24 protein-coding genes are annotated in these 22754 nt (G+C 60.7%); 12 read left to right on the forward strand and 12 right to left on the reverse strand.

All coding sequences use genetic code 11. The features are described 5' to 3' along the window. Nucleotides 1–35: 35 nt before the first annotated feature. The 4 genes from IHQ71_RS13505 to IHQ71_RS13520 form a co-directional block, all read right to left on the reverse strand. Entirely contained in the window at nucleotides 36–653 is a 618-nt protein-coding gene (locus IHQ71_RS13505) for a nucleoside 2-deoxyribosyltransferase (protein ID WP_258162451.1), read from the reverse strand. 12 nt (nucleotides 654–665) lie between these two features. Then, nucleotides 666–1460 carry a M15 family metallopeptidase gene (locus IHQ71_RS13510; protein ID WP_258162452.1) on the reverse strand — a complete coding sequence of 265 codons (795 nt, stop codon included), beginning with the start codon at nucleotides 1458–1460 and terminating at the stop codon, nucleotides 666–668. Between the two features lie 196 nt (nucleotides 1461–1656). Continuing rightward, complete coding sequence (locus IHQ71_RS13515) at nucleotides 1657–2265, reverse strand: pyridoxamine 5'-phosphate oxidase family protein (RefSeq protein ID WP_258162453.1); 609 nt, start codon at nucleotides 2263–2265, stop codon at nucleotides 1657–1659. A 49-nt stretch (nucleotides 2266–2314) separates the two neighbouring features. Then, nucleotides 2315–3199: an alpha/beta hydrolase gene (locus IHQ71_RS13520; RefSeq protein ID WP_258162454.1), complete on the reverse strand. Its 885-nt coding sequence runs from the start codon at nucleotides 3197–3199 to the stop codon at nucleotides 2315–2317. 43 nt (nucleotides 3200–3242) lie between these two features. On the opposite strand from IHQ71_RS13520, the gene IHQ71_RS13525 reads away from it, so the two are divergent. Continuing rightward, a complete protein-coding gene (locus IHQ71_RS13525; RefSeq protein ID WP_258162455.1) occupies nucleotides 3243–3725 on the forward strand; it encodes a MarR family winged helix-turn-helix transcriptional regulator in 483 nt (160 codons plus the stop codon). A gap of 6 nt (nucleotides 3726–3731) precedes the next feature. On the opposite strand, the gene IHQ71_RS13530 is transcribed toward IHQ71_RS13525, so the two are convergent. Next, the gene (locus IHQ71_RS13530; protein WP_258162456.1) at nucleotides 3732–4106 is read right to left on the reverse strand and encodes a DUF971 domain-containing protein; all 375 of its coding nucleotides are present in this window, start codon (nucleotides 4104–4106) and stop codon (nucleotides 3732–3734) included. Between the two features lie 139 nt (nucleotides 4107–4245). Here IHQ71_RS13530 and moaA point away from each other — a divergent pair, with 139 nt between their 5' ends. The 7 genes from moaA to IHQ71_RS13565 all read left to right on the forward strand — a co-directional run bounded on the left by moaA (nucleotide 4246) and on the right by IHQ71_RS13565 (nucleotide 9342). After that, entirely contained in the window at nucleotides 4246–5283 is a 1038-nt protein-coding gene (gene moaA, locus IHQ71_RS13535; protein WP_258162457.1) for a GTP 3',8-cyclase MoaA, read from the forward strand. Beyond that, on the forward strand, nucleotides 5283–5939 hold the full coding sequence (locus tag IHQ71_RS13540; RefSeq protein WP_258162458.1) for a DUF1176 domain-containing protein: 657 nt from the start codon (nucleotides 5283–5285) through the stop codon (nucleotides 5937–5939). The genes moaA and IHQ71_RS13540 overlap by 1 nt, the downstream gene beginning before the upstream one ends. Before the next feature lie 106 nt (nucleotides 5940–6045). Continuing rightward, the gene (locus tag IHQ71_RS13545) at nucleotides 6046–6954 is read left to right on the forward strand and encodes a DMT family transporter (RefSeq protein ID WP_258162459.1); all 909 of its coding nucleotides are present in this window, start codon (nucleotides 6046–6048) and stop codon (nucleotides 6952–6954) included. Between the two features lie 7 nt (nucleotides 6955–6961). Next, on the forward strand, nucleotides 6962–7600 hold the full coding sequence (gene mobA / locus IHQ71_RS13550) for a molybdenum cofactor guanylyltransferase MobA (RefSeq protein WP_258162460.1): 639 nt from the start codon (nucleotides 6962–6964) through the stop codon (nucleotides 7598–7600). A 282-nt stretch (nucleotides 7601–7882) separates the two neighbouring features. Next, complete coding sequence (gene mobB / locus IHQ71_RS13555; RefSeq protein WP_258162461.1) at nucleotides 7883–8389, forward strand: molybdopterin-guanine dinucleotide biosynthesis protein B; 507 nt, start codon at nucleotides 7883–7885, stop codon at nucleotides 8387–8389. Between the two features lie 59 nt (nucleotides 8390–8448). Next, nucleotides 8449–8931 (forward strand): hypothetical protein, encoded by a 483-nt coding sequence (locus tag IHQ71_RS13560; RefSeq protein WP_258162462.1) that lies wholly within the window; start codon nucleotides 8449–8451, stop codon nucleotides 8929–8931. 24 nt (nucleotides 8932–8955) lie between these two features. Further along, a complete protein-coding gene (locus IHQ71_RS13565) occupies nucleotides 8956–9342 on the forward strand; it encodes an acyl-CoA thioesterase (RefSeq protein ID WP_258162463.1) in 387 nt (128 codons plus the stop codon). A 6-nt stretch (nucleotides 9343–9348) separates the two neighbouring features. On the opposite strand, the gene IHQ71_RS13570 is transcribed toward IHQ71_RS13565, so the two are convergent. Next, nucleotides 9349–11325 (reverse strand): bifunctional diguanylate cyclase/phosphodiesterase, encoded by a 1977-nt coding sequence (locus IHQ71_RS13570; protein WP_258162464.1) that lies wholly within the window; start codon nucleotides 11323–11325, stop codon nucleotides 9349–9351. Between the two features lie 244 nt (nucleotides 11326–11569). Here IHQ71_RS13570 and IHQ71_RS13575 point away from each other — a divergent pair, with 244 nt between their 5' ends. The 3 genes from IHQ71_RS13575 to IHQ71_RS13585 all read left to right on the forward strand — a co-directional run bounded on the left by IHQ71_RS13575 (nucleotide 11570) and on the right by IHQ71_RS13585 (nucleotide 14707). Then, the gene (locus tag IHQ71_RS13575; RefSeq protein ID WP_258162465.1) at nucleotides 11570–11923 is read left to right on the forward strand and encodes a DMT family protein; all 354 of its coding nucleotides are present in this window, start codon (nucleotides 11570–11572) and stop codon (nucleotides 11921–11923) included. A 69-nt stretch (nucleotides 11924–11992) separates the two neighbouring features. After that, on the forward strand, nucleotides 11993–13519 hold the full coding sequence (locus tag IHQ71_RS13580) for a DUF1800 family protein (RefSeq protein WP_258162466.1): 1527 nt from the start codon (nucleotides 11993–11995) through the stop codon (nucleotides 13517–13519). A gap of 12 nt (nucleotides 13520–13531) precedes the next feature. Next, nucleotides 13532–14707 (forward strand): DUF1501 domain-containing protein, encoded by a 1176-nt coding sequence (locus IHQ71_RS13585; protein WP_258162467.1) that lies wholly within the window; start codon nucleotides 13532–13534, stop codon nucleotides 14705–14707. A gap of 4 nt (nucleotides 14708–14711) precedes the next feature. Here IHQ71_RS13585 and IHQ71_RS13590 read toward each other — a convergent pair whose 3' ends face one another. The 4 genes from IHQ71_RS13590 to IHQ71_RS13605 all read right to left on the reverse strand — a co-directional run bounded on the left by IHQ71_RS13590 (nucleotide 14712) and on the right by IHQ71_RS13605 (nucleotide 17599). After that, nucleotides 14712–15710: a hypothetical protein gene (locus IHQ71_RS13590; RefSeq protein ID WP_258162468.1), complete on the reverse strand. Its 999-nt coding sequence runs from the start codon at nucleotides 15708–15710 to the stop codon at nucleotides 14712–14714. Between the two features lie 137 nt (nucleotides 15711–15847). Beyond that, nucleotides 15848–16090: an acyl carrier protein gene (locus IHQ71_RS13595; RefSeq protein WP_258162469.1), complete on the reverse strand. Its 243-nt coding sequence runs from the start codon at nucleotides 16088–16090 to the stop codon at nucleotides 15848–15850. Then, the gene (locus IHQ71_RS13600) at nucleotides 16087–17013 is read right to left on the reverse strand and encodes a ketoacyl-ACP synthase III (RefSeq protein ID WP_258162470.1); all 927 of its coding nucleotides are present in this window, start codon (nucleotides 17011–17013) and stop codon (nucleotides 16087–16089) included. Before IHQ71_RS13600 ends, IHQ71_RS13595 begins: the two co-directional genes overlap by 4 nt. 1 nt (nucleotide 17014) lies before the next feature. Continuing rightward, nucleotides 17015–17599 carry a hypothetical protein gene (locus IHQ71_RS13605; RefSeq protein ID WP_258162471.1) on the reverse strand — a complete coding sequence of 195 codons (585 nt, stop codon included), beginning with the start codon at nucleotides 17597–17599 and terminating at the stop codon, nucleotides 17015–17017. A 198-nt stretch (nucleotides 17600–17797) separates the two neighbouring features. On the opposite strand from IHQ71_RS13605, the gene IHQ71_RS13610 reads away from it, so the two are divergent. Then, entirely contained in the window at nucleotides 17798–18109 is a 312-nt protein-coding gene (locus IHQ71_RS13610) for a PAAR domain-containing protein (RefSeq protein WP_258162472.1), read from the forward strand. A gap of 48 nt (nucleotides 18110–18157) precedes the next feature. Here IHQ71_RS13610 and IHQ71_RS13615 read toward each other — a convergent pair whose 3' ends face one another. Together IHQ71_RS13615 and IHQ71_RS13620 are read right to left on the reverse strand one after the other, a co-directional pair. Then, a complete protein-coding gene (locus IHQ71_RS13615; RefSeq protein ID WP_258162473.1) occupies nucleotides 18158–19300 on the reverse strand; it encodes a hypothetical protein in 1143 nt (380 codons plus the stop codon). Nucleotides 19301–19356: 56 nt separating this feature from the next. Continuing rightward, nucleotides 19357–22596, reverse strand: coding sequence for a hypothetical protein (locus IHQ71_RS13620; RefSeq protein WP_258162474.1), 3240 nt, complete (start codon nucleotides 22594–22596; stop codon nucleotides 19357–19359). Nucleotides 22597–22754: the final 158 nt, after the last annotated feature.

The raw sequence follows: 22754 nt of genomic DNA on the forward strand, positions 1-22754 counted from the left end.
ATGCCAGCCCTTACGCGAGCCGCCGGCATGCTTCGTCAATCGTCGTTGCTGGCATCCAGTTCTTCCGGCCGCATGCCCTCGTCTCGCTCGTCCTGTCTTGCCGCGAGGAACTTCAGGCATTCCTCGAACGCGGTGAGATCGGTGTAGAGTTCATCCGCCGCAGCGGCATGTACCGCCACGATCCCGCCCCGGCGCTCGACGCCTCCGTCCAGCATCAGGTTGTCGGCCATCTCGAAATCCTCGAGCGACAGCCCGTCCGGGCCGCGTTTATAGCCCTTGGCATCCTCGGTGATCTGGTTGTCGTAGAAATCGAGCGTGCGCTGGTAATGGTCGCGCGCAACGTTGGTATAGGCCGCGACCATCTTCCCCAAAGCGCACATGTAACCGAGCTCGAACACGGTGCCGACATCGGCCCACTGCCCCCGGAACGGCGTGAGATTGGCGATCACGCCGTCGGCGGCGTTCATCATGCCCTCGTTGACCTTTGATATCGCCAGGCCGAACGCCTTCTTGGTCTTCTGCGCGGGGATGTCGAGATCGCCGGGGCATAGCGGTTCGAAACCGTATTGCCGCACGAGCGCAGCCTTGCGGTCCATCTGTTCGCGGGCGTTGACGAGGAAAACTTCCGGGCCGGCGATATAGAGCTTCTTCATGGGATCAACCTGTCACTTGCAGGCCGAGACCCCCGCGCGCTTCGCGATTTCGAGGAGTTCCGGCCGGTATTCGAAATGCATCGTATCGTAGTGATACCAGCGCCCACCCCAGATGAAACCGTGTTTTTCGAAGATCGCCACGATTTCCATGGGAAACTTGTTCTTGTAGACCGGCACATTGCCCGGCTTGCCCTTCGACCAGACCCAGTAATCGGCGAATTTGGTGTTGAGATCGATCGCCGCGCCGAAACTGTGCACAGAGAGGTTCTTCTGGCCCGCCACCTTGCGGAAGTTGAAGCCTCCTGCCGAAGGGGTGAGATATTTCTTCAAATCCGGGCGTGAGGCAAGTTCGTCATGCACCGCTTCCAGCGCCATGTTGACACTGTTGACCGATGTTACCTGCAGCGTCTCGCCGAACCATTTCACGGGAACGAGGTTGCGCGCGACTTCCTTTTTCGAGTCCCCATACATCAGCGTCATCAGCTTTTCGGAGCGGATACGGCCGGGGTCGAAGTTGACGTCAGGACGGGTCTCGCAGGCGCCGGCCGGATAGATCTGTTGCAGGCTGTCCTCGATATCGCCCTCTTCCAGCATCTGGAAATGATCGCGCTTCACGCCGTCATCGACCGGCAGAAGCTGGGCGTGCCGGATAAAGCCTACGCCCTTCTCCGAACCCATGTTCAGCGTGTCGGGATAGGCTTTGACAAGGATGTCGATTTTTTCGGAGAGGGTTAGATCTTTGGCATGGACGGCCGTGGACGAAGCCAGCGACAGAACCACGCCCACAGCCAAAAGAACTTGCTTCATAACTTTCCCCGCCACCCGTTCATTAGACTAAGACGGTAACAAAGCCATCCCTATTCACGGGCACGACGCTCAATGAAATCCTTCAGGCCGGAGCGAAAATGGTGTGCTTCGAGAACCGGCGCGGAGTGTACTTAAGTACATGAGCACCGGAAGCGCAGAAGCACGCCATTTGCAGCCCGGCCTCAAGGATTTCGATTCACCACATGGTTTTGGCGGCCCGGCCCGGCCAATCCCGGTCATAAGTCTCGCCGTCGAAGCCGTCCTTGATGGTCTTCATCATCTGGCCGACGGTCGGCAGCGATCCAGCCGTCACGAATTTCTCCGGGTTCCAGAGATCCGCCCTTATGACGGCGCGGGCACATTGCACATAGACTTCGTCGATGGTGATCACGATAACCGAGCGCGGATGCTTGCCATCCATATCGAAGCGCTCGGTCATCGCGGGATCGATCGCCACCACCGCCCGCCCGTTGAGGCGCATCGTCGATGTTGAACCGGGGATGAGGATCATCAATGCCACGCGTGGGTCGCGCACGATGTTGGAGAGCGAGTCGACGCGGTTGTTGCCGCGCCAGTCCGGCATCAGAATTGTCCGTTCGTCCTCAACGTAGAGCACATGACCGGCGTCGCCGCGCGGCGAGCAATCCAGCCCTTCAGGCCCGACGGTCGCGAGTGCCACGAAGGGCGAGGCCTCGATCATGCGCCGGTATTCCGGCGTCAGGAACGGCGTGACCTTGATTATCGATGCCTCCACGGGCTGGCCGTAGAGTTCATTCAATTCCGCAACCGTCTCGATCTTCTGCATAGCCGTCTCCATCTTAGAGCGCTTCGGCTATAGCCAGATTTCGTGACGATTAAACGAGAAATTTTCTGATGGCATCGATCGTTGCGGGTGAATTGACGATGCGGCGGTGGCCCAACCCGTTCAGCCATTCGAGCTTCACATGCGGGCCAGCGCCGCCATAAGCCTGCGCCGCGCGCGACGAGACTTCCTTGTCCTCATCCGCATGCAGCACCAGAACCGGCAATTGCGGCACCGATTCCAGCATCCGCCCGGCCGAGAAGAAGGCGATCGGCTGGCCGGCAATACGCTTGACCTCGCTATCGAGCGCGCTATGCACCCGCCGGGTAAAGCCCATCGCGCCCGAGAAATTCGAGAACACATGCTCGGCCGCCACAGGTGCGGCGATCAGTACGAGCCTGTCCGGCGTATGGCGTGTCAGCCAGTCGGCAGGACCGGACGCGGACATGGCCGCAACGAAGCCGCCGAAGGAATGACCGATCACCGCATCGAAATGGCCATACTGCCGCCAGGCCGCGTCGATCGCATCAATCCCGATCGGCACCGTCAGCCGTCGCCCGGTCGAACCGCCATGGCCCGGCAGATCGAGCCCCACGACGACAGCGCCGGTCTGGCGCAGCCCACGGATCAGCCCCTGCATGTAGTCGATGCGTGAGCCCCATCCATGCACGACCAGATAAGTCTTGCCATTGGGTTCGCCGATCGGCGGAAAGCGATGCGTCGCCACCATGCCCGCGGGCACCGGCAGCATCAGCAATTCGGCCTCGCGCATCGCCGCGCGTGACAGCCCGAGCAGCTTGCGCTCCTTCTCGTTCTTCGGCTCCGGCGAACTGGTGCTCGAAAACAGGCTGAACGCGATGCGTCCCGCGAGACGCGGCGACACCACGCCGGTGAGATTGATCGCTTGCCCCGCGACCTTGTGCAGGTAAGATTGCATTGCTATGATCCACAAGTTCAACAATGAACAATAAAGTACAACTATGAACAAAAATCAAGCCCTGCCTTGGGATCATCCACGCTTTCGTACATGGATCGGCGTGGCGCGTGCCTGCCAGCTGATGCAACTGACCCTGCAGCGCAACATGGCCCATCTCGAGATCAAGCCGCCGCATCTCGATATCCTGCTCAACCTCTATAAGCGCGAGGGCATTTCCCAGCAGGAACTGGCGCGCAAGTTGCTGGTCGGCCGCTCCAACATGTCGATGCTGCTGCCGCATCTGGAAAAGCGCGGCCTGATCGAACGCCGCGGCGACGGCAAGGACAAGCGCGTGCTCAGGCTGTTTCTCACCGATCAGGGCAAGGAGGTCACGGAGAAGGCGATGCAAATCCAGACGGCACTCATCGACACGGTGATGGCGACATCGACCGAAGAGCGCTGCATGATGGTCGCCGAGCAGATGGAAAAGATCGTCGACGTGTTGCTGCGCGAAGGTTCCAGCGAGGACACTCAAAAAGAGTCGTGATCACGCTCACCGCGGCCGTTCGCTCACATCCCGGCTCATGCCTTTTTCCGCAAGCTTCGCCTCGTATTCGCCGAACAATTCTCCACCGCGCTCGCCGAGCTCGCGCAGATAACTCCAGGTGAAAATCCCGGTATCGTGGCCGTCGTCGAAGCCGATGCGGATGGCGTAATTGCCGGTCGGCTGTACGGAGAGGATCGCGACATTGCGCTTGCCCGGCACGGTCACTTCCTGACCCGGTCCGTGGCCCTTGACCTCGGCCGATGGCGACAGCACGCGCAGCATCTCCGCCGAAAGCTCGAATGCGGCACTATCGTTGAACGCGACGGTCAACCGTTGCCGGTCCTTGGAAACCCTGATCTCGGTCGGCCAGATTTCGCTCATAATTTCATCCCTTTTCTCGCGCATTAGCGATCCACTGTCGCATCCGCAAGACAAATTCACTTCAATCCGCGCTATCAAATCCCTATATAGGCTTGACGGAAGCGCGCGCCCAACACGATATGGGGCGCGGGAGTAATAGATGAATATTTTCTCAGGTCATTTCCGGCCATCGGGCACACCGGCCCCCATGATCGACCCCTTCGGGCGCATGGTGAGCTATCTGCGTGTGTCGGTGACCGACCGCTGCGATTTCCGCTGCACTTATTGCATGGCCGAGCACATGACCTTCCTGCCGAAGAAGGACCTGCTGACGCTCGAGGAGCTCGAGCGCCTCTGTTCCGCCTTCATCGACAAGGGTGTGCGAAAGATCAGGCTGACCGGCGGCGAGCCGCTTGTGCGCCACAACATCATGTACCTCGTCCGCGCTCTCGGCCAGAAGGTGCGTCACGGCGTGCTCGACGAACTGACGCTGACCACCAACGGCTCGCAGCTCGCGCGCTTCGCCGATGAACTCGCCGATAACGGCGTCAAGCGCATCAACGTTTCGGTCGATACGCTCGACCCGCAGAAATTCCGCGAGATCACCCGCACCGGCGACCTCAGCAAAGTACTGGCCGGCATCGATGCCGCGCAGAAGGCCGGCATCCACGTCAAGCTCAATGCCGTGGCGCTCAAGCATTTCAACGAACACGAGATCCCCGAGATCATGCGCTGGGCGCATGGCCGTGGCATGGACATGACCGTCATCGAGACCATGCCGATGGGCGAGGTCGAGGAAGACCGCACCGACCGCTACCTGCCGCTGTCCGAACTACGTGCGAGCATGGAAGAACATTTCACGCTGACCGACAACGCCTATCGCACCGGCGGCCCCGCCCGCTATGTGACCGTCGAGGAAACCGGCGGCCGGCTCGGCTTCATCACGCCGATGACGCATAATTTCTGCGAGACCTGCAATCGCGTGCGGCTCACCTGCACCGGCACGCTCTATATGTGCCTCGGCCAGAACGACGCCGCCGATTTCCGCGACCTGCTGCGCTCGACCGACGACGACGCCGTCATCAAGAGTGCCATCGACGAGGCGATCAGCCGCAAGCCCAAGGGCCATGATTTCATCATCGACCGCGAGCACAATCGTCCCGCCGTTGCCCGCCACATGAGCATGACGGGCGGCTGATGCGGCGCGCACTCCTCGCCGCATTCGGAGTTCTGTTCGCCGGCGCCCTGCCCGCCCTTGCCGATGATGCGTCGGATGCCGCCGACATCGCTGCCGCCCGCAAGTTCATCGAGCCGGTCATGGGCAAGACCTGCGATTTCCAGACCAATAAGGACGGCGCGCCGGACGGCGACAACAATGTCTTTCCGCTCAGCTACCGCACCAAGGGGCAGGACCAGGATTCACCGGACTACAAGCTGACCCTCGTCCAGCTTGCCTGCTCCTCGGGCGCCTATAACTTCAATTCAATCTATCTGACCCGCAATGCCGACGGCGTCTGGGAACTCCTGACCTTCGCCGAGCCGACACTCGATTTCGACTACACGGACGAGAATTTCTCGAAGCTCAAGGCAGCGCCGAAAGTGGCTGGCTTCATCGCCGTGACCCAGCTCACCAACAGCGAATACGATCCTGAAACCAAAGTGCTGAACTCGTCAGCCAAATGGCGCGGTATCGGCGACGCCTGGTCGGCGGGCGTATACCAATTCGTCGAGGGCGTCTTCGTGCTGAAGAAATACGAAGTCGATCCCACCTTCCAGGCGCCGGGCGAGGAAGAGCCGGACCCGAACGTGCCGGAAAGCTATGTGGTCTTCGACGCAACCACGCCCGCAAAATAGTGCGCGCTGGATCGATTCCATCCGCGGTTCGCGTTGATTAGACAGTTGTGCAAACAGCCTGCGGCAGTCTATAGACCAGCCTGCCTCCGAACTGGATTCCCGCCGCATGGCCATCAACGACAATATCAAGGGCGCGATACTGATGTCGCTGGCCATGGCGAGCTTCACCATCAACGACGCGATGGTCAAGCTGGTGACGGACGATCTGACGACCGGGCAGATCATGTTCATTCGCGGCGCCATAACCTCCGTGCTGATCCTGCTCGTCGCCTGGCGGATGAAGGCACTGAGGCCGTTGAAGACGGTGCTCCAGCCCTGGTTCATGCTTCGCACGGCCGGCGAGATCGGCGCGTCGATCACCTATATCCATGCCCTGTCGAAGATCCCGCTGCCCAATGCCTCGGCCATCCTGCAGGCGTTGCCGCTCGCCGTCACTATGGGTGCGGCGCTGCTGCTGGGCGAACAGGTCGGCTGGCGGCGCTGGTCGGCCATAACAGTCGGCTTTGTCGGTGTGATGATCATTATCCGCCCCGGCGCGGAAGGATTTACCGCAGCCTCCCTGCTGGTCGTTGGCTCGGTGATCACCGCGGCCACGCGCGATATCGCGACAAAGAAGATCGGTCCCGAGGTTCCGTCGCTCTTCATCTCAGCCACAACCTCGGTCACAATCACCATCGTCGGTGCGTTCCTGATCGAACCGTTCGGCGGCTGGAACCCGGTGCCATTGGATGACCTTGGAGAACTTGCCTTCGGCTCGGTCATGCTCTTCGCCGGCTACCAGACGCTGATCATGGCGATGCGCACCGGTGAAATCTCCTTCATCGCGCCCTTCCGCTACACCAGCCTGATCTGGGCGATCATGCTGGGCCTGTTCCTGCTCGGCGATATCCCCGACATATGGATGCTGACAGGTTCGGCCATCGTGGTTTCGGCCGGCCTCTATGCCTTCTACCGCGAAACGGTGCTACAACGCCGCAGACTGGCGGAGATCGAAAACAATCTCACCGTATCCTGAGCCTGAAATGGAAGCTGCCCTCGCCCCACCCCGCTTTCCCGCCGTCATTCTCGCGGGCGGAAAATCGTCTCGCATGGGCGAGCCCAAGGCGCTGCTGCCGTTCGGCCAAGGCCGGCTGATCGACCATGTTGCGGCACGTTTAACGCCCCAGGTGACCGTGATCGCGTTGAACGCGAACGATCCTTCGATCACCCTTCCGGGCATCCTGTCATTCCCGGACCGCTTTGCCGACCATCCCGGTCCGCTCGCCGGCATTCACGCTGGACTTGCCCACATCAGGGAGAATGCCCCCGACGCGACGCATGTGCTGATGGTCCCGGTCGATGGCCCGTTCTTCCCCACCAACCTGGTAGACACGCTCACCACCACACTCTCAGGTCCGGCCGATATCGCACTGACCGCCTCCGGTGGCCGGATGCATCCGGTGCTCGGCCTCTGGCCGGTATCGCTGACTGATCGTTTGGCGGATTGGCTCAAAGCCCCGCCGACGCTGAAGGTACGCGCCTTCCTCGCCGGCCTACCTGTCCACGTCACGGAATTCGCCCTGATGGAAACCCCGTTCGGCCCGCTCGATCCCTTCTTCAATATCAATACGCGCGATGATCTTGATCGCGCGAGAAAAATGCTGGAAGTTGCAATCAATTGAGGGATTGGGACGGAAGCAGCAGCGCCTTGCCATCAGGTGCGACCGACGGGGATTGGCTCCTTCGGCTGTGGCGACAGCCTCGTCTCACTTCAGGAGGTAATGCGAATGAGGTTTCGACCGATTTCCATTACGCTGGAAATGAAAAGAACCCGGACTGGATGGCAATTCACGCTCCGGGTTCAATTCAGCATCTAGCAAAGAGGGTCGGGCGAAAGCCCGATCCTCACTCCTGAAAAATAACCCATCATCATCTCTTTTTCAAGTTTGACTCCAGGACGACATATGACCACACCCAAGATCTTCGGCATCGCCGGCTGGAAGAATTCCGGCAAGACCGGTCTCGCCGTCCGGCTGGTCACTGAACTCACCGCACGCGGCTATAAGGTCTCGACCATCAAGCACGCGCACCACGATTTCGATATCGACAAGGTTGGCGCGGACTCCTACCGCCACCGTCAGGCCGGCGCGCATGAAGTCGCCCTTGTCTCCGGCACCCGATACGCCATCATGCACGAATTGCGCGGCGCGCCGGAACCGACGCTGGAAGAAGTGCTGGCACGGCTCGCCCCGTGCGACATCGTGCTGATCGAAGGCTACAAGCGCGAGCCCGTGCCGAAGATCGAGGCGCGAAGGCTCGAAGCCGCCAATCGGACGCCGCTCGCGCCCACCGATCCATACATATGCGCCATCGCCGCCGATCACCCGGTGGACGATGCCAACCTCCCGGTCTTCGATCTCGATGACACGATCGCCATCGCCGATTTCATCCTCGGGACGCTTGATCTCTGAATATCGCTTGCCTCCGGCGCGTTTCTCCTTAGCCTGATCCAGCCAACGGAGGAACCGCCATGAGATTGCCAGTTGCCGTCGCCATCCTGCTTCTGTCGGCCCCAGCCTATGCGGCAGAGAACTGCAAAGCCTGGACCGCTGCCGTGGAAGAAGATGAAGGCGGTCCCGTTATGACGGCGCGCGTCTGTGCGGGCAGCGGCGACATTGTCAGTCAACTGTCCCTCCAATGCGGCGCAAAGGGCGAGTTGATGATCCGCTACATCCCCGTCGCGCCCGACAACTACCCACCGGCCGGCAACGGCAATTTCGAGACCGATCTCGAATTCTCGCTCGACCAGGAAATGTTCACCCGTCACGCACGCTACGAAGACATGGATGGCGCCATGGCGACCGAGACGGAAATCAATCCATTTATCTCCACGCTCATGATCCAGAAAAAGGTCGATGTGGCTGACGTCAAGGGCAAGGTGCCGAGCGCGACATTCACGCTCAAGGGCGCGAAGAAGGCTCTCGAAAAGCTGATCGCGACATGCGAGAAGTAGGCGGAATCGGAGACTGAGAACAGCATGCAGAAAAAGACCGGCCCGGGCGGAGAACTGACGCTCAGGACACTCGCCATGCCTGGCGACGCCAATGCCGCTGGCGATATTTTCGGCGGCTGGGTCATGGCGCAGATGGACCTCGCCGCTGGTATCCGTGCCGCCGAGATCGCCCATGGCCGCGTGGTCACCGTAGCGGTCAAGGAGATGGTCTTCGAGATGCCGGTCAAGATTGGCGACACGCTCTGCATCTACACCAATCTCGAACGGATCGGCCGGTCGTCGATCAGGCTGATCATCGAGGTCTGGGCGCAACGCTACCTGACGCCACACATGGACAAGGTCACGGCTGCGACGTTCGTGATGGTGGCTCTGGACAAGGAAGGGAATCCAACGGCGGTGAAGACCGGATAAAGTCTCCTAAGCCACCGCTTTCACCCTGGAATGATGCCGGTTGAGCCAGGTCAGCACCTCCGCTTCGGGCATGGCCTTGCCATAGAGCCAGCCCTGACCGATCCGGCAGCCCAGCATCCTTAGCGTCTCGGCGTCGGCTGCGGTTTCCACGCCTTCCACCACGAGTTCCATATCGAGCGAGCGGCTGACACTGACAAGTGCTGCCACCAGCGCCTGATTGTGCGCGCTCGCCGAAATGCCGGTCACGAAGTGGCGATCGACCTTCAGTCGGTCGATCTTCAGGCTGATCAGGTGGGCGAGCGAGGAATGTCCCATGCCGAAATCATCGACGGCGAGCCGGAAGCCCGCGCGCCGGAGTTCGAAGAACGCCGTCTCGACCTTTTGCGGATCGAGGATCGCCTCTTCGGTGATCTCCACCTCGATCCGGTTGGGATTGATCCCGTGGCGCCTTGCCAGCTCGCCCAGCATCAGCGCCGGCGAATAGAGATCGAATTCGCTCGGTGACATATTGATCGAGACGACAGCGTCGGCGTGGCCGGCCCTGTCCAGCGTCCGGATAAACCGGCAGGCGCATTCCGCTACATAGGCGGTCAGCCTCTCGGAAAGTTGCAACTTGGTCGCGGCTGACACGATGTCTGGTGGCGATATCGCGCCGATATCCGGATGCCACCAGCGCACGAGTGCCTCGAAACCGGTGACGCGGCCGCATGCCATATCGACCTGCGGCTGGAAATGGACATCGAGACCGCCTTGTGCCAAAGCCGCGCCAAGGTCGCGGTCGATCGCTCTCTGGTAATCCAGCTGCCCCTTCAGGCCACCATCGAACAGTTTCAAGCGACGCCGCCCCTCGATCTTGGCGCAGTAGAGCGCAAGATCGGCACAGGCGTAAAGCTCATCCTCATCGGCGGCGTGATCCGGTGCGCAGGCGATGCCGATCGAGGCACCGATCGGGATCTCCGTCCCGCCGAACGAGACGGGCTCCGCCGCGGCATCGATAAACCGGCGCGCGAGATCGTCTGCGCGTGCTGCCGCGTTCCGGCCTGACAGGATCACAGCGAATTCGTCGCCGCCGAGCCGGATCGGTAGGTCCCCAGACGCACAAAGCGCCGCAAGCCGGGTGGCGGCGGCTTTCAGCACCGTGTCGCCCGCATGGTGTCCCCTCGTGTCGTTGATTGTCTTGAACTTGTCGAGATCAATCAGCAGCAGGGCAATCTCACGGCGCTCCCGCCCGCCCTCGTAGAACAACGCTTCCATGCGACGGTTGAACACCGCCCGGTTGGCGAGCCCCGTCAGCACGTCGGTATTGGCCAGATGCTCCAGCCGATGGCTCGACTTGTTGATCTCGGTGTTGGCCACCGCCAGCGACTGGGCCAGTTGCGTGGTCCGCATCGCGACATTCTGGCTCCGCACGAAAGCGCGCTCGCTGAGCACGCTTGCCCGGAACAGCATCAATGTCAGCAAGGCCACGTTCAGGGCGAGCAGATAATTGCTGACGGTGCTGCTCTCCATCAGCATCGAAACGAGCGTGGCGCCCATGACAGGCGCTCCGAAAGCGATGGCGCTGCGCCAATAGGAGAGGCTTTGTATGATCGCGCCCGTGGCGGTCCCGGCCATGACGAAAACGATATAGTCGCCGTCCGATGCCGCAAAGAGAAGCGGCAATGGCATCCAGGAAATGCCGCTGACTAGGGCAGCGACCGTCAGGAATTTCAGCACGGCATCGGGCCGGGTCTGATGCAGCCCGAGGCGCATGATGCGCTCGAGCACCATGAAGCGCGCGGCACTCAGCGAAATCACGAGGGCGAGCCAGGACAGGATCGAAGCATCCTCGGTGCTCGACCAGATTATCCCCGTGGTGGTCACGGCAACGAAGATATTCGACGCCAATGTCAGCGCGATATTGCCCAGAACGCTCTCGGCCTGCGCGGCGCGCAGGCGGGCGTAGTGGTCATGGTCTTCAGGTCTTGCGCTTTGCGCGTCCATTGGCCCCGTCCCCGCCCCAGGAGAATAGCTTCACGTGAGGCAATAGCGCGGCTTGAATAAGCAAAGCTGAAGAGCCTACCCTCACTTTGCACCCGTAAATATCAACGGTGCGATTTCTCGCACACTGATTGCAATAGGGGATTAACCCTGATGCGTGGCCGGACGGATCGGCTACACGCCAGCTTGACCGGCGTATGATTGCGCCCCAATCGTGCCGGTCACTCACGTCAGATTCGGGATTTCCATGTTCACCGCCGCCAAGCTTCTTCCGATCACCCCCATCGTCATGCTCGTCGCCTCGAACGTCTTCATGACGTTTGCCTGGTACGGCCATCTCAAGCACAAGGGCACGGCCATTTTCCTCGCCATCCTGGCGAGTTGGGGCATTGCATTCTTCGAATATTGCCTCGCCGTCCCCGCCAATCGCATGGGCAGTGCCTATTATTCCACAGCCCAGCTCAAGACCATCCAGGAGGTCGTCACGCTCGGCGTCTTCGCGATCTTCTCGGTCTTCTGGCTGAAGGAAGCGATCACGATCAATCACGTGATCGGCTTTGCCTTGATCGCGCTGGGTGCATCCTTCATATTCCGTTCATAAGCGGCTTGCTAATCGGAAATGCGCCGGATTCGTGAGCGATGATGCCGGCGCGATACCAGGGAGCACGTCATGACGTTGTCGAAACCAGCGATGAGCGCCATACGGTTCGGCTACGGCATCCGGCCGGGCGAGCCCGTGCCCGACGGTGCCGATGCCCTGCTCGCGCAGATCGCTAGAGGCCAAAAGGAAACGCTGCGGTTTCCAGAGGAAGGCATCAAGGGCCGCTGGGAAACGATCGGCGACTACCAGGATCAGATGGCCGATATTCCGCGGGATCGTGAAGCCAGGCGCCTCGCCGTCCGCCCGCTCCGCAAGCAGGTCTTCAATCTCTGCGGCCGCGACCAGCATGCCAGGGTCGCCCAATCCGTGTTTTCGCCCAATGGCTTCTACGAGCGGCTCGCCACCTTCTGGTTCGATCATTTCTCGGTCAGTGTGCGCAAGCGCCGGCCGATGTATCTCTACACGTCGCTCTACGAGGCGGAGGCGATACGGCCGCATCTGGCCGGCACCTTCACCGATCTGTTGCGCCATACCATCACCCACCCCGCCATGCTGACCTATCTCGACCAGGTCAAATCCGTCGGCCCGAATTCCCGGCGCGGCCAGAATTCCGAGCGTGGCCTCAACGAAAATCTCGGCCGCGAATTGCTCGAATTGCATACGCTCGGCGCAGGCTCGGGCTATACGCAGGCCGATGTGCGCGCAACGTCCCTGGTACTCACCGGGCTGACCATCGATCGCAACAACGGCCGCACCGAATTTCGCAAGAACCTCGCCGAACCGGGCCCGATCGAGGTCAAGGTCCTCGGCAAGGCCTATGGCGGCGGCAAGCGTTCCATCGAGGATGCCCACGCCATGCTGGCCGATCTCGCCGCGGCGCCCCAGACCGCCCCCCATATCTGTCGCAAGCTTGCGATACACTTCATTGCCGACACGCCGCCGGAGCCTCTGGTCAAAGCAATGATCGATGCCTGGACCACGTCCGACGGCAACCTGACCGCCGTCTACTCCGCCATGCTGCACCATCCCGCCGCCTGGGAAAATCCCGGCGAGAAGGCACGCCAGCCCTACGACTATATCGTCACCGGCCTGCGCGCGGCGGGTCTTGCGGAAAGCGCCTTCGCCCAGCCGGTACGGCCGGACGCCGAAAACAACGACGATGACAATGCGATGATGGCGATCACGCCCGAAATGGCTGAACGCCGCAAGAAACGCGTCGAGAAGCGCATGGACCGCGAAGACATGGCCGAGAACCGCCAGGAGCAACGCGAACGGCAGAAGATCAGGCCGCTGGCCAATCCCCTCACTGTCGGTGCCGCCAAGAAGCTCGGCCAGGCCGTCTGGGAGCCGCCGAGCCCGGAAGGCACCGAGGAGGATTTCGACGCCTGGATATCCACCAGCCAGCTTACCGGCCGGATCGCGTGGGCGCAGAACGTCGCGGCCAAGGTGGGATCCCGTTCCGAACCACTCGTCCTTGCCCGCACGGTCCTGCTCGATGCCGCCCGCGACGACACGCTTGATGTCGTGGCGCAGGCGCCCAGCCGCCAGGCCGGCCTGTCGCTGCTGCTCGCCTCGCCCGAATTCAACCGTCGCTGAAGGAACTTGTCCATGAACGAATTTCTCCTCAGCCGGCGCACATTCCTCGCTTCCGCATGCTGCGTTGCCGCCTCGCCGCTGGTCACACCGGTCACCTTTGCGGCAGTGCCCGGCGACAAGCGCTTCGTCACCATCGTGCTGCGCGGCGCGCTCGACAGCCTCTACCTGCTGCAGCCCTACGCCGATCCGATGCTGAAATCGTATCGCCCCGAACTGGCGCTCGATCCGTCGTCAGGCCTGATCGATCTCGATGGCCAGTTCGGCCTGCATGGCGAGGCGGCGGAATTGTTGCCGCTGTGGAAGAGCGGCGAACTCGGCTTCGTCAATGCCGTCTCGACCCCCTATCGCGACCAGCGCAGCCATTTCGATGGCCAGGATGTTTTGGAGACCGGCGGCCAGGATGTCTCCGACGTCAATACCGGCTGGCTCAATCGCGCACTGGCAACCATCCCGCGTTCCGAAAGCCGCAAGGCGATCGATGTCAACACCTCGGCCGAACTCATTCTCAGCGGCCCGAACCCGGTCGATACCTGGTCCACCCAGTCCGATCTCGCGATCGAACCCGACGAACTGGATTTCTTCAGGCGCCTCTATGGCAATGATCCGGCCTTCTCGAAGGTCTTCGCCGAGGCCATGAACACCGACGAGGATTCCGACGGCATATTCGGCACCAATGCCCGCGCCGCCAATCCGGCCGGGATCGCGAAACTCACCGCCGGCATGCTGAAAGGCGATTATCGCCTCGCGAGTTTCTCGATTGGCGGCTGGGACACCCATATCGGCCAGAAGAACATCTTCCGCAAGCCGCTCAAGGGGCTGGTCGCCGCACTGACGACGTTGAAGACGGAGCTTGGCCCGGATATCTGGAGCAAGACCGCCGTGCTCGCCATGACCGAATTCGGCCGCACCGTGCGCCAGAACGGCTCCAAGGGCACCGATCACGGCACCGGCGGGCTGGCGATCATAGCCGGCGGCGCGGTGCGCGGCGGCAAGATATACGGCAAGTGGCCGGGGCTGCGCGAGGATCAGTTGTTCGAAGGCCGCGACCTGATGCCGACAGCCGATGTGCGCGAGATCGCAGCATCGCTGCTTCACAGCCAGTTCGACGTCTCGGCCGGTGACCTGACCTCGAAAGTCTTCCCCGGCCTATCTCTCGATTTGAAATCGCAGGGCTTTCTGCGCGGTTAGAGTCTTAGCGGGGGCCGTTCACGGCGTCTTCGAATATGCCCATCAGCATGTTGCGCTGGGCCATTTCGGCAATGACGATGTGCTTCGGCCAGTCCGCAAGCGGTTCGATGCTGACATTGGGCAGGCCTCCGAGGGTCGGTATCTGCGCCTTGTCGAATTCGTATTCGGCGCCATAGAAGTAGCGCACGCGGGTGTCGCTCTTCTCATAGGCGGCGCGCATATCGGGCTCGTCGATAACGCCGTCTTCGATCATCTTCTGGATCTTCAGATAGGACGGCCGCTCGGCCGCCTCCATCTGGCCGGCGTATAGCGAAGTCGGGCCGGCAAAGCACAGGACAAGGTCAGCGTTCAGCTGCTGGCCGTAATTCAATGCGCCGAACACGCCGCCGGAACTGCCCATGAGGATGAGCCGCTTGGTGCCCAGTTCGCCAAGATCGTGCTTGATGCGCGCGACGGACTGTTCCATGTCGCCTATCGAACGCACCCCGGCGAGATAAAGGCTGAAATTGTAGTCCCTCATATAAATGAGATTGGCCTGCAGTGACTCGAGCCAGACCGCCACTGCGTTGAGTTCGACGCCGAACCGGTGCGAATTGCCGCACATCATGATGATGGTCGTCTCTGCCCCACGGTCGTATATTTGATAATCGAGCCAGGGTCTGTCGACGATCTTGAGCCTGTCGATGTCGAGCCCGGTGAGCATCAGCATCGAAACGGCTTCCGGCATGAAGCTTTCCGAGAACTTCTTCCGACACGCGGCTAGAAAAATCCTGGCAGCCGAGATCCGGCCCAGGTTGATGATCATGTTCATGACCGATTTGGCGATCATGGACTGCATGTCCACCTCCGGCACCTCGCCGGCATCGATGCTCTGCATGGTCGTTGCGAAGCGCTCGCACATCTTCAAGAGGATCGGCGCGTCGTCGAAACGATCCTCAATCATCGCCTGCAGCGCCGGGTAATCGACCTGAGGGTTCTCGAAGAACGCGAAAATCGCCCTCATATCCCCCTTCTTAAGGTTTTGAAAAGGCGAGCGTTTCTTTTTCTTGGAGGCGTCGTCCATCAGTAATCCGTAATCTCTTTCGCCCCGAGGAGATCCCCTCCTCCGATAGCAATGGCTTGAACCTGAAATTGGGGGTCTTAGGCAGCCTTGTTCGCAGCAATGTGGTCGATAAGCTTCGCTAGCGTGTCCAGTTCGTCGACCTTGTCGTCGTCGATATTGACATCATAGTGTTCCTGGACGGCCAGCAGAAGCGAGGCAACATCGAGAGAATCGAGACCGGCTTCGCCAAACTCGCGGTCGAGCGACATATTGTTGTAGTCGAGGCCTTCCTTGACCTCGGCCAGCATTTCGCGAATGGTCGTTTCGATCTCAGCTTTCATAATGTACTCCTCAAGATGGTTGTAGCCCAGCCAAGGCCTACGCCAAAGCCGCTGATCAGAATGCACTTCGTCGTGTCCGGCGCCACATTCTCGAGCAGCAGCGGAACCGACGAAGACACGGTATTGCCATAGGTCTCGACGCCGCGCGCGATGTTTTTCAGCTTGGTGCGCTTGGCAAGCGTATCGACGATATATTTCGAGCCGGGATGCAGCACGCCGAGGTCGATGTCGTCGATGCCGAGGCCGTTGGCCTCCAGCGTGCGCGTCACGCTGCCCGGAACCTGGGTCGCGCAGAAGTCGAATACGGCGCGGCCGTTCATTTCCAGCTTTCCGTTATCCCGGACGATGAGAGCCTCGCAGGTCTCGCCGACGGTGCCCATGTCGAAGGCGCCGATTTCCCAGACCGGGCTTTCGCTGATCAATGTCGCAGTCGCGCCATCACCGAAAAGCAGCACCGTGTTGCGGTCTTCCCTGTCGATCACCTTCGAATAGGGATCGGCGGTGACCAGCAAGCCGGTCTTGAACCCGGCGGTCTGCATGAAGCCCTTGATGATCGCCAGGCCCGCGACATAGCCGGAGCATCCAAGCGAAATATCGAAGGCGAAGCAGCGCGCCGAAAGGCCGAGCTTGCCATGCAGGATCGCCGACGTATGGGGCAACCCGTAGCCATCAGGGTTCTGGGTTACGAGCGCCAGGCATTCGACGGAGGCGAGATCGAAGCTCTCACCGAGCTTGGCTTGCAGACTGCGCACGGCCTTCAGCGCCATGTCGGAGGTTTCGTCGCCCTCTTCCTTGACGCTCGTCGAGAAGACACCGATCTTCGATTCCAGGAAATCGGCGGCGAAGCCGAATTTCTCGGCGAGTTCCGCATTGCCGTTTCGCTGCGCCGGCAGATACGTGCCTATGGCCTGAATTCCGAGCATGCTACACCGCCATGAATGTGAGACTACCGATCTTGTCGCCGTTCCAGACAACGTCGGACATGAAGATCTTGGTGCCGAGTTTTTTGACGAGATTGACGCCGACTGTTCCACCCTTGGGAATAGCATCCAGCGTCAACTGACTGAAAATCGCCTTCCTGCCGGGAGAATGGCGGCCGACTAGCACCTTGTTGAGCGCGACGATCGTATCGATGAAGTTCGCCGGCCGGTCAATCCCACACGTCGCCGTATCGTCCCCGATCGTGCTCGCCGCCTGAATTTCCGGCTCGTTGTCGGGCAGATGCCCCGTGATGGCCCGGCTCTCGTCGATGAATATGCCGTAGGTCTTCCATGTGTCTCCATCGAGAAACGAGAACTTGCCGGCCCGATCGGTGTGATCGGGCGAATCCTCGCTCAGATAGATCGGATGGTGGATCATGCGCCTGAATTCAATCTTCACCGGCCCTTCCAGGGAGAACCGTTTTATGAACTGCGAAAGCATGTTGGTGCTGTGAATATAGGTGCGCGTGCCCTTGAGCGGAATGTCGAATGCGATGTGCGAACCTGCGATATCTTGGCTTTTCTCCATGGAGTCCCCCTGGCGGATCGTCTATACAGATCGCCAACTTTTGCCGCAAGCATAGAAATAGACGCAACCGCTTCAATCGATCCGGCTTCTGAAACGTCTTCCATTGAAAGGGATGACATTGTCATGTGGAGGTGGAGCCTTCGATGATTGAACCATTGACGATTCGAAGCGCCGGGGAAAACTGACTTGATCACGAGAATGACCATTTTCCTCCTCGCAGCTCTCGCGCCTGCACTGACCCAGGCGCAGGATCTTCCGGGCTGCGCGCTGACCGGCAGCAGCACCGTGATGATCGGTGGCAAGCCGGCGTTACGCCTTTCCGATGTCGTCAATTGCCCGCCCGACACCTACGAGATCATATCCTCCGTCAAGATAGACGGCCAGCCGATGGTGCATTTCAAGCCCATTCATTTCGGCAAGACACGCTGCGCCGTGATGGGCGATCCGTCGGTCACGGCTGAAAACAAGCCCGTGCAGTCGCTCGGCGAAGTCCACTGTTCAGTCAATTGAAGCCCCGAAGGGCTCCAACAAAAGCAATCCAAAATTACACTTGGTGAGTTATTTCGCGGGCTTCGCCGCCGGGTCGTCCTTGACCGATTCGGCCTTGTCATCCGCGGGCTTGTCGCTGTCCTCGGCATTCGGGTCCGCAGCCGCATTCGGATCGGCGTTGGGATCTTCAGCCTGGTCGTCGCCGGGCGCCTCGGCGAATGAGAAGCAACTGTAATACACCGGCAGTTTCTCGGTAGCCGCGCAGTCGGCGATCGTGCCTAACTCGCTCTGCTCCTCGTATTGCATGTAGGGCGCGATCAGGTAGCGCGTCTCTCCGTCGGGCGAATTGCCGAAGCGGTCGATCTGCCCTGCCCGGTCCGGGCTTGCGGCCAGGATCGCATTCTTCAGCGTATCGCCGACAATGAAATTGTCCGGCAACTGGTCGAAGGGCCCATCGAGGTAATTGTTGATCGACGTGTTGTACTGGTTGATGCCGACGAGGATTTTCCGGTTGGCGAAACGGTCGTCATAGAAAGCATAGCCCGTGCGGATGCCGATCGTTATCCGGTCTGAGACCTCCGACATGTCGAACTGTTCGGCCACCGGTACTGTCTCGTCCAGGATGTAATGAAAGGTCTTCTGGCTCTCGTTGAAAATAAGGAAGAATCGGATCGCGGATTCGTCGAAGATCGGCCCGATAAAGGTCTCGCCCGGCTGGACGGCGTCCGCGGGCGGCTTGACACCAGAGAGATCGGCCATCTGGAACTGAACCTTCTTGCCCTTGTATTCGAGATCATAGAGCAGGTTGCCGGCCTTCGTCAGGATCACGCCTTCCTTCTTGCCGAGTTCGGCGCTGAAGCCGCTTTCGTCGCGCTGCCAGAGCGTGAAGTCCTTGAAATAGTTGAAATGCAGGACACCCTTGTCGCGGTCGGCGATGTCGAAGCGCAGGTTGCCGCCGTACTTGATGCCCTTGTGGTGGAAGGAGAAGTAGAAGTAGCCCTCGGTCGGGTAGACCGTCACCTTGTCGGGCAGGCCCGCCAGCACGGTGTCGAGAACCGCCATCTTGTCGTCGATGGCAAATTCCGGCGCCTTTATCGCGTCTTCTACATAATCCTTGTTGTATTGCACCGTGGTCCCGGCGAGCGCCGGGGGCGTGGTGAGGAGAAGGGCGGACAGCGGCACGAGCCACGTTGCGTAGGACGAGATTCTCATGCCGATGTCCTTGTCATTCTGCACTGGGTTTCAATTGTTCGGGATGAGGGCGGTTGTTATTCGCCGCCCTGCATCATGCTGCGCCGTCTGCCGTGCTGTTGCTCGTTGTTCTGGTTGTCCTGGTGCTGGACACCACGGCTCTCGCGCTTCGAGTGCTGGTTTATGTGTTCCTGCGTGCCACGGCTCTCGCGCCTCGAATGCTGGTTTATGTGTTCCTGCGTGCCACGGCTCTCCCGCTTCGAATGTCGCGGCTGGTCGTCGTGCTGCTGCTTGGCGCGGCTCTCACGCCTTGAATGCACATCCACGTCCTGGTCGGCACGGCTACGGCTACGGGTGTGCCGCGGCTTGTCGTCGTGCGCCGCCCGGCTCTCGCGCTTTGTATGGACATTGACGTCCTGGTCGTGGCGGCTGCGGCTTCTCAGATGCTTCGGCTTGTCGTCGTTCATCATCGAACGCCGGCGCGAATGTTCGGGCTTGCCGTAGCTTCGTCCCTTCACATGCATCGACTTGCGCTTGAGATGCACCGGTCCGTCGTCACCGCCCCACGTCCTCTTCTTGACGTGATAGGATCTGCCCTTGCGGTGATCGGGCTTGTTGTCATCCCAGCTCAAACGCTTGTTGTGATACGACCTGCCCTTGCGATGATCACCATCACCCCAGGTCCGGCCCTTGAAGTGATACGAGCGTCCCTTGCGGTGATCGTCGTCGCCCCATGTCCGGCCCTTGAAGTGGTACGAGCGGCCCTTGCGGTGATCGTCGTCCCAGCTCCGGCGCTTCACGTGATAAGATCTTCCCTTACGATGATCGTTATCCCAGCTGCGACGCTTGTTGTGATAGGATCTGCCCTTCCAGTGATCGTCGCTCCAGGTCTGGCGCTTGCTGTGGAAGGACCGCGACTTGTAGTGCCACGAGCGCTCGCGATCGTGCCACGAACCGTGGCGGCGATGCCACGAGCGCTTCTGCTGATGCCACGAACCGTCGCGCCAGTGCCATGACCGGCGGGAATCGTGCCACGAACCATTGCGATAGTGCCAGGACGAGCGGACGCGATGGCTGGTGGATGCCCACTTGTTGTGGCTCATCCGCAGCGTATGGACAGGATAGTCCTCGGCCGGAGGATCCGCGATCTCGACATAGCCGTCACCCTCCGGCGGAACATCCATTGCCGGAAGCGGCTCGGCCGCCTGGCAGACCTGGTAGATCGCGACGTCGCCGATCTTGGTGGCGTCGTTGCGCTCCAGTTCCTCGGCAACCGGCTTGCCATCCTCATCGGTATTGATGTCGGTGTCGATCATATAGGAGCGGAACAGAGCCCCGAGATCGGCGGAAGCCTGGACCATGGTGTCCAGCGGCACGATACCGTCGAACGGCGAACCTTGCAGACCATGGACTTCGCTCTTGTCGCTGCCTTCGCCCTTGACCTTGTCGTTGCAGGGGCCGAGCGGCGAGCACAGGCCGTCGCCGGTCATCCACACCGATTGCGATGGCTTGGTCGTGTCGGGCAGGCCGTTCTCATCCATCTTGTAGGAGAAATCCACGCCGCCCGCCGCATTGGCGAAGATTGCGGGATCGCCTTCGTTGCTGGCGCGGTCGTGGAAACCGACGTCATAGCGGCCCTTCGGACGCCAGATCTCGTCTTGCCCGACCTCGTAGCGCAGGACGCGCGATTCATAGGGCCGCGCAAACGCTTCGGGCGTTTCGAGGCCGAGATTGCGCATGCCGCCGCGCTCGGCGACCAGCATGGTGTTCTGCGGCGTGCATTCCGGGAAGGAAATGTCCGAGACCGGATTGCTATTGCCGGCCTTGTTGCCGAAGCCGGGTTCGCTCGGCCAGAACGCCTGCATGAAGAATTCACGCCGGATCGTCGTCGTGTCGACGGCGCCATCAGCAGTTATAGCCACCGACCAGACGGAATTGCGGCGGTCGTCGCCGGCCTTTGCCCAATCCGGATTGCCGAAGGCATCGCTGCCCCAGACCGAATAGAACAGCCGCGTATTGCCCGCCTCGTCGGTCCGGACCTTCAGGCCCCAGACACGGCGGCGGAAATCAGCGAGGTTCCAGCATGCCGGATTGCTGGTGAAGCCGTCACCGCAACCCTCGATATCGGCCGAACTGGCGGGATCGAAGCTGACGGGATCGAGCGTCAACTGCTGCTGGCTCCACACATCGAGGAAGCCTACACGTCCGTCGGCGCCATGGTCGTACGTGCCCAGGTCCTTGCCGGTGGCAGCGTCGAGAACATGGATCATGCCGGTCTCGAGGTCCGAGACGAACAGCCGGTCATGCACCTTGTCATAGGCAATATTGCCCAGCGCCGCGCCGGAATTCTCGCGGCCGTCCAGAGTGATATCGGCGAATTTCTCGGGCTTGTAGCCATTGGCGGCACTCAGCCGGTAAATGGTGCCCGGACCGCCGCCGGCGCCCCACATGCCTTCCATCCAGTCCTTGCCCATGCGATGCAGGCCATAGGCCGCCGTGGCGGAGAGGAAGATCGTCGGCCCGGTCTCGCCCTCGCGCTGCGCGATTGCGACTCCGAACACCTGTCCGACATCGCTTGCGGTCACGAACATGCGCTGCGGTTCGTCCAGCCAATGCTGGCCGATCGGCGGCTCGGAGGGATTGCGGATATCGATGATGCTGGCCGAAATGCCGGTCAGGTCGATGACCTTGATCGGCTTGCCGTCGGCGTCCGTTCCATCGGTCGTATGCGAAAAACGCGTGACGACGGCTTCACCGGGCTGCAGCGGATCGACCACTTCGGTCTGCTGCGGTGCCTGTGCGGCCTGGTCGTCCACCTGCCCTGTCGCCTCGTCATCCGGCGGCGGGTCCTTGGCCGCGGCATCGTCCTCGGCTGGCGGATCCTTGGCTGCCGCATCGTCGTCCGCCGGTCCGGCGTCATCGCCTTCGACCGGTTGTTTGTCCTTCGCGGCATTCTTCACCGGCTTCTCGTCCATGCCGGCAGGTTCCGGCGGAACGTCGATCGCGGGCAATGGGTCGACGACGGCACTGACGTCCTCAGGCTGCCCGTTATCATCGACGTCCTTCTTGGTATCTTTCTTGACATCCTTCTTGACCGCCCGCGCATCGTTGCGCACGCCGGGCGGCTTGCTGTCGGGTTGCGTCAGCTCCTGCTCTGATTGTGCCGAAGCGGAGGAAAGCCAATCCGCCGACGTCATATCCATGGGCATCAATGCCAGAAGCGCGCCTGCCGCCATGCCGTGGAGGCAGGTTTTCAGGGGAAGGTTGTGCCAACCGGATCGTTTGACGGGCAATTCGAATACCAGGGTTTCCCGCATGCCTACAATCCTCCATTAGACATTCCTAACAATAGGAGTGTCAAAGAATTTAGCAACCGCTGGATTGGTGTAGCGTCGTCTACAGACACCTAGAAAACCAGTGCTACGAAGCATTATCTCCGACACTATTACCGATTTTCGAATGATCTACAGCATGC

Origin of the sequence: Rhizobium sp. TH2, assembly GCF_024707525.1 — a bacterium.
In the GTDB taxonomy this organism is placed as follows: Bacteria; Pseudomonadota; Alphaproteobacteria; order Rhizobiales; family Rhizobiaceae; genus Rhizobium_E.

What these genes read in the sequence shown, in the direction of transcription:
- IHQ71_RS13505 (WP_258162451.1), bottom strand. Translation starts at nt 653, where the DNA reads ATGAAGAAGCTCTATATCGCCGGCCCGGAAGTTTTCCTCGTCAACGCC.
- IHQ71_RS13510 (WP_258162452.1), bottom strand. Translation starts at nt 1,460, where the DNA reads ATGAAGCAAGTTCTTTTGGCTGTGGGCGTGGTTCTGTCGCTGGCTTCG.
- IHQ71_RS13515 (WP_258162453.1), bottom strand. Translation starts at nt 2,265, where the DNA reads ATGCAGAAGATCGAGACGGTTGCGGAATTGAATGAACTCTACGGCCAG.
- IHQ71_RS13520 (WP_258162454.1), bottom strand. Translation starts at nt 3,199, where the DNA reads ATGCAATCTTACCTGCACAAGGTCGCGGGGCAAGCGATCAATCTCACC.
- IHQ71_RS13525 (WP_258162455.1), top strand. Translation starts at nt 3,243, where the DNA reads ATGAACAAAAATCAAGCCCTGCCTTGGGATCATCCACGCTTTCGTACA.
- IHQ71_RS13530 (WP_258162456.1), bottom strand. Translation starts at nt 4,106, where the DNA reads ATGAGCGAAATCTGGCCGACCGAGATCAGGGTTTCCAAGGACCGGCAA.
- moaA (WP_258162457.1), top strand. Translation starts at nt 4,246, where the DNA reads ATGAATATTTTCTCAGGTCATTTCCGGCCATCGGGCACACCGGCCCCC.
- IHQ71_RS13540 (WP_258162458.1), top strand. Translation starts at nt 5,283, where the DNA reads ATGCGGCGCGCACTCCTCGCCGCATTCGGAGTTCTGTTCGCCGGCGCC.
- IHQ71_RS13545 (WP_258162459.1), top strand. Translation starts at nt 6,046, where the DNA reads ATGGCCATCAACGACAATATCAAGGGCGCGATACTGATGTCGCTGGCC.
- mobA (WP_258162460.1), top strand. Translation starts at nt 6,962, where the DNA reads ATGGAAGCTGCCCTCGCCCCACCCCGCTTTCCCGCCGTCATTCTCGCG.
- mobB (WP_258162461.1), top strand. Translation starts at nt 7,883, where the DNA reads ATGACCACACCCAAGATCTTCGGCATCGCCGGCTGGAAGAATTCCGGC.
- IHQ71_RS13560 (WP_258162462.1), top strand. Translation starts at nt 8,449, where the DNA reads ATGAGATTGCCAGTTGCCGTCGCCATCCTGCTTCTGTCGGCCCCAGCC.
- IHQ71_RS13565 (WP_258162463.1), top strand. Translation starts at nt 8,956, where the DNA reads ATGCAGAAAAAGACCGGCCCGGGCGGAGAACTGACGCTCAGGACACTC.
- IHQ71_RS13570 (WP_258162464.1), bottom strand. Translation starts at nt 11,325, where the DNA reads ATGGACGCGCAAAGCGCAAGACCTGAAGACCATGACCACTACGCCCGC.
- IHQ71_RS13575 (WP_258162465.1), top strand. Translation starts at nt 11,570, where the DNA reads ATGTTCACCGCCGCCAAGCTTCTTCCGATCACCCCCATCGTCATGCTC.
- IHQ71_RS13580 (WP_258162466.1), top strand. Translation starts at nt 11,993, where the DNA reads ATGACGTTGTCGAAACCAGCGATGAGCGCCATACGGTTCGGCTACGGC.
- IHQ71_RS13585 (WP_258162467.1), top strand. Translation starts at nt 13,532, where the DNA reads ATGAACGAATTTCTCCTCAGCCGGCGCACATTCCTCGCTTCCGCATGC.
- IHQ71_RS13590 (WP_258162468.1), bottom strand. Translation starts at nt 15,710, where the DNA reads ATGAGGGCGATTTTCGCGTTCTTCGAGAACCCTCAGGTCGATTACCCG.
- IHQ71_RS13595 (WP_258162469.1), bottom strand. Translation starts at nt 16,090, where the DNA reads ATGAAAGCTGAGATCGAAACGACCATTCGCGAAATGCTGGCCGAGGTC.
- IHQ71_RS13600 (WP_258162470.1), bottom strand. Translation starts at nt 17,013, where the DNA reads ATGCTCGGAATTCAGGCCATAGGCACGTATCTGCCGGCGCAGCGAAAC.
- IHQ71_RS13605 (WP_258162471.1), bottom strand. Translation starts at nt 17,599, where the DNA reads ATGGAGAAAAGCCAAGATATCGCAGGTTCGCACATCGCATTCGACATT.
- IHQ71_RS13610 (WP_258162472.1), top strand. Translation starts at nt 17,798, where the DNA reads ATGACCATTTTCCTCCTCGCAGCTCTCGCGCCTGCACTGACCCAGGCG.
- IHQ71_RS13615 (WP_258162473.1), bottom strand. Translation starts at nt 19,300, where the DNA reads ATGAGAATCTCGTCCTACGCAACGTGGCTCGTGCCGCTGTCCGCCCTT.
- IHQ71_RS13620 (WP_258162474.1), bottom strand. Translation starts at nt 22,596, where the DNA reads ATGCGGGAAACCCTGGTATTCGAATTGCCCGTCAAACGATCCGGTTGG.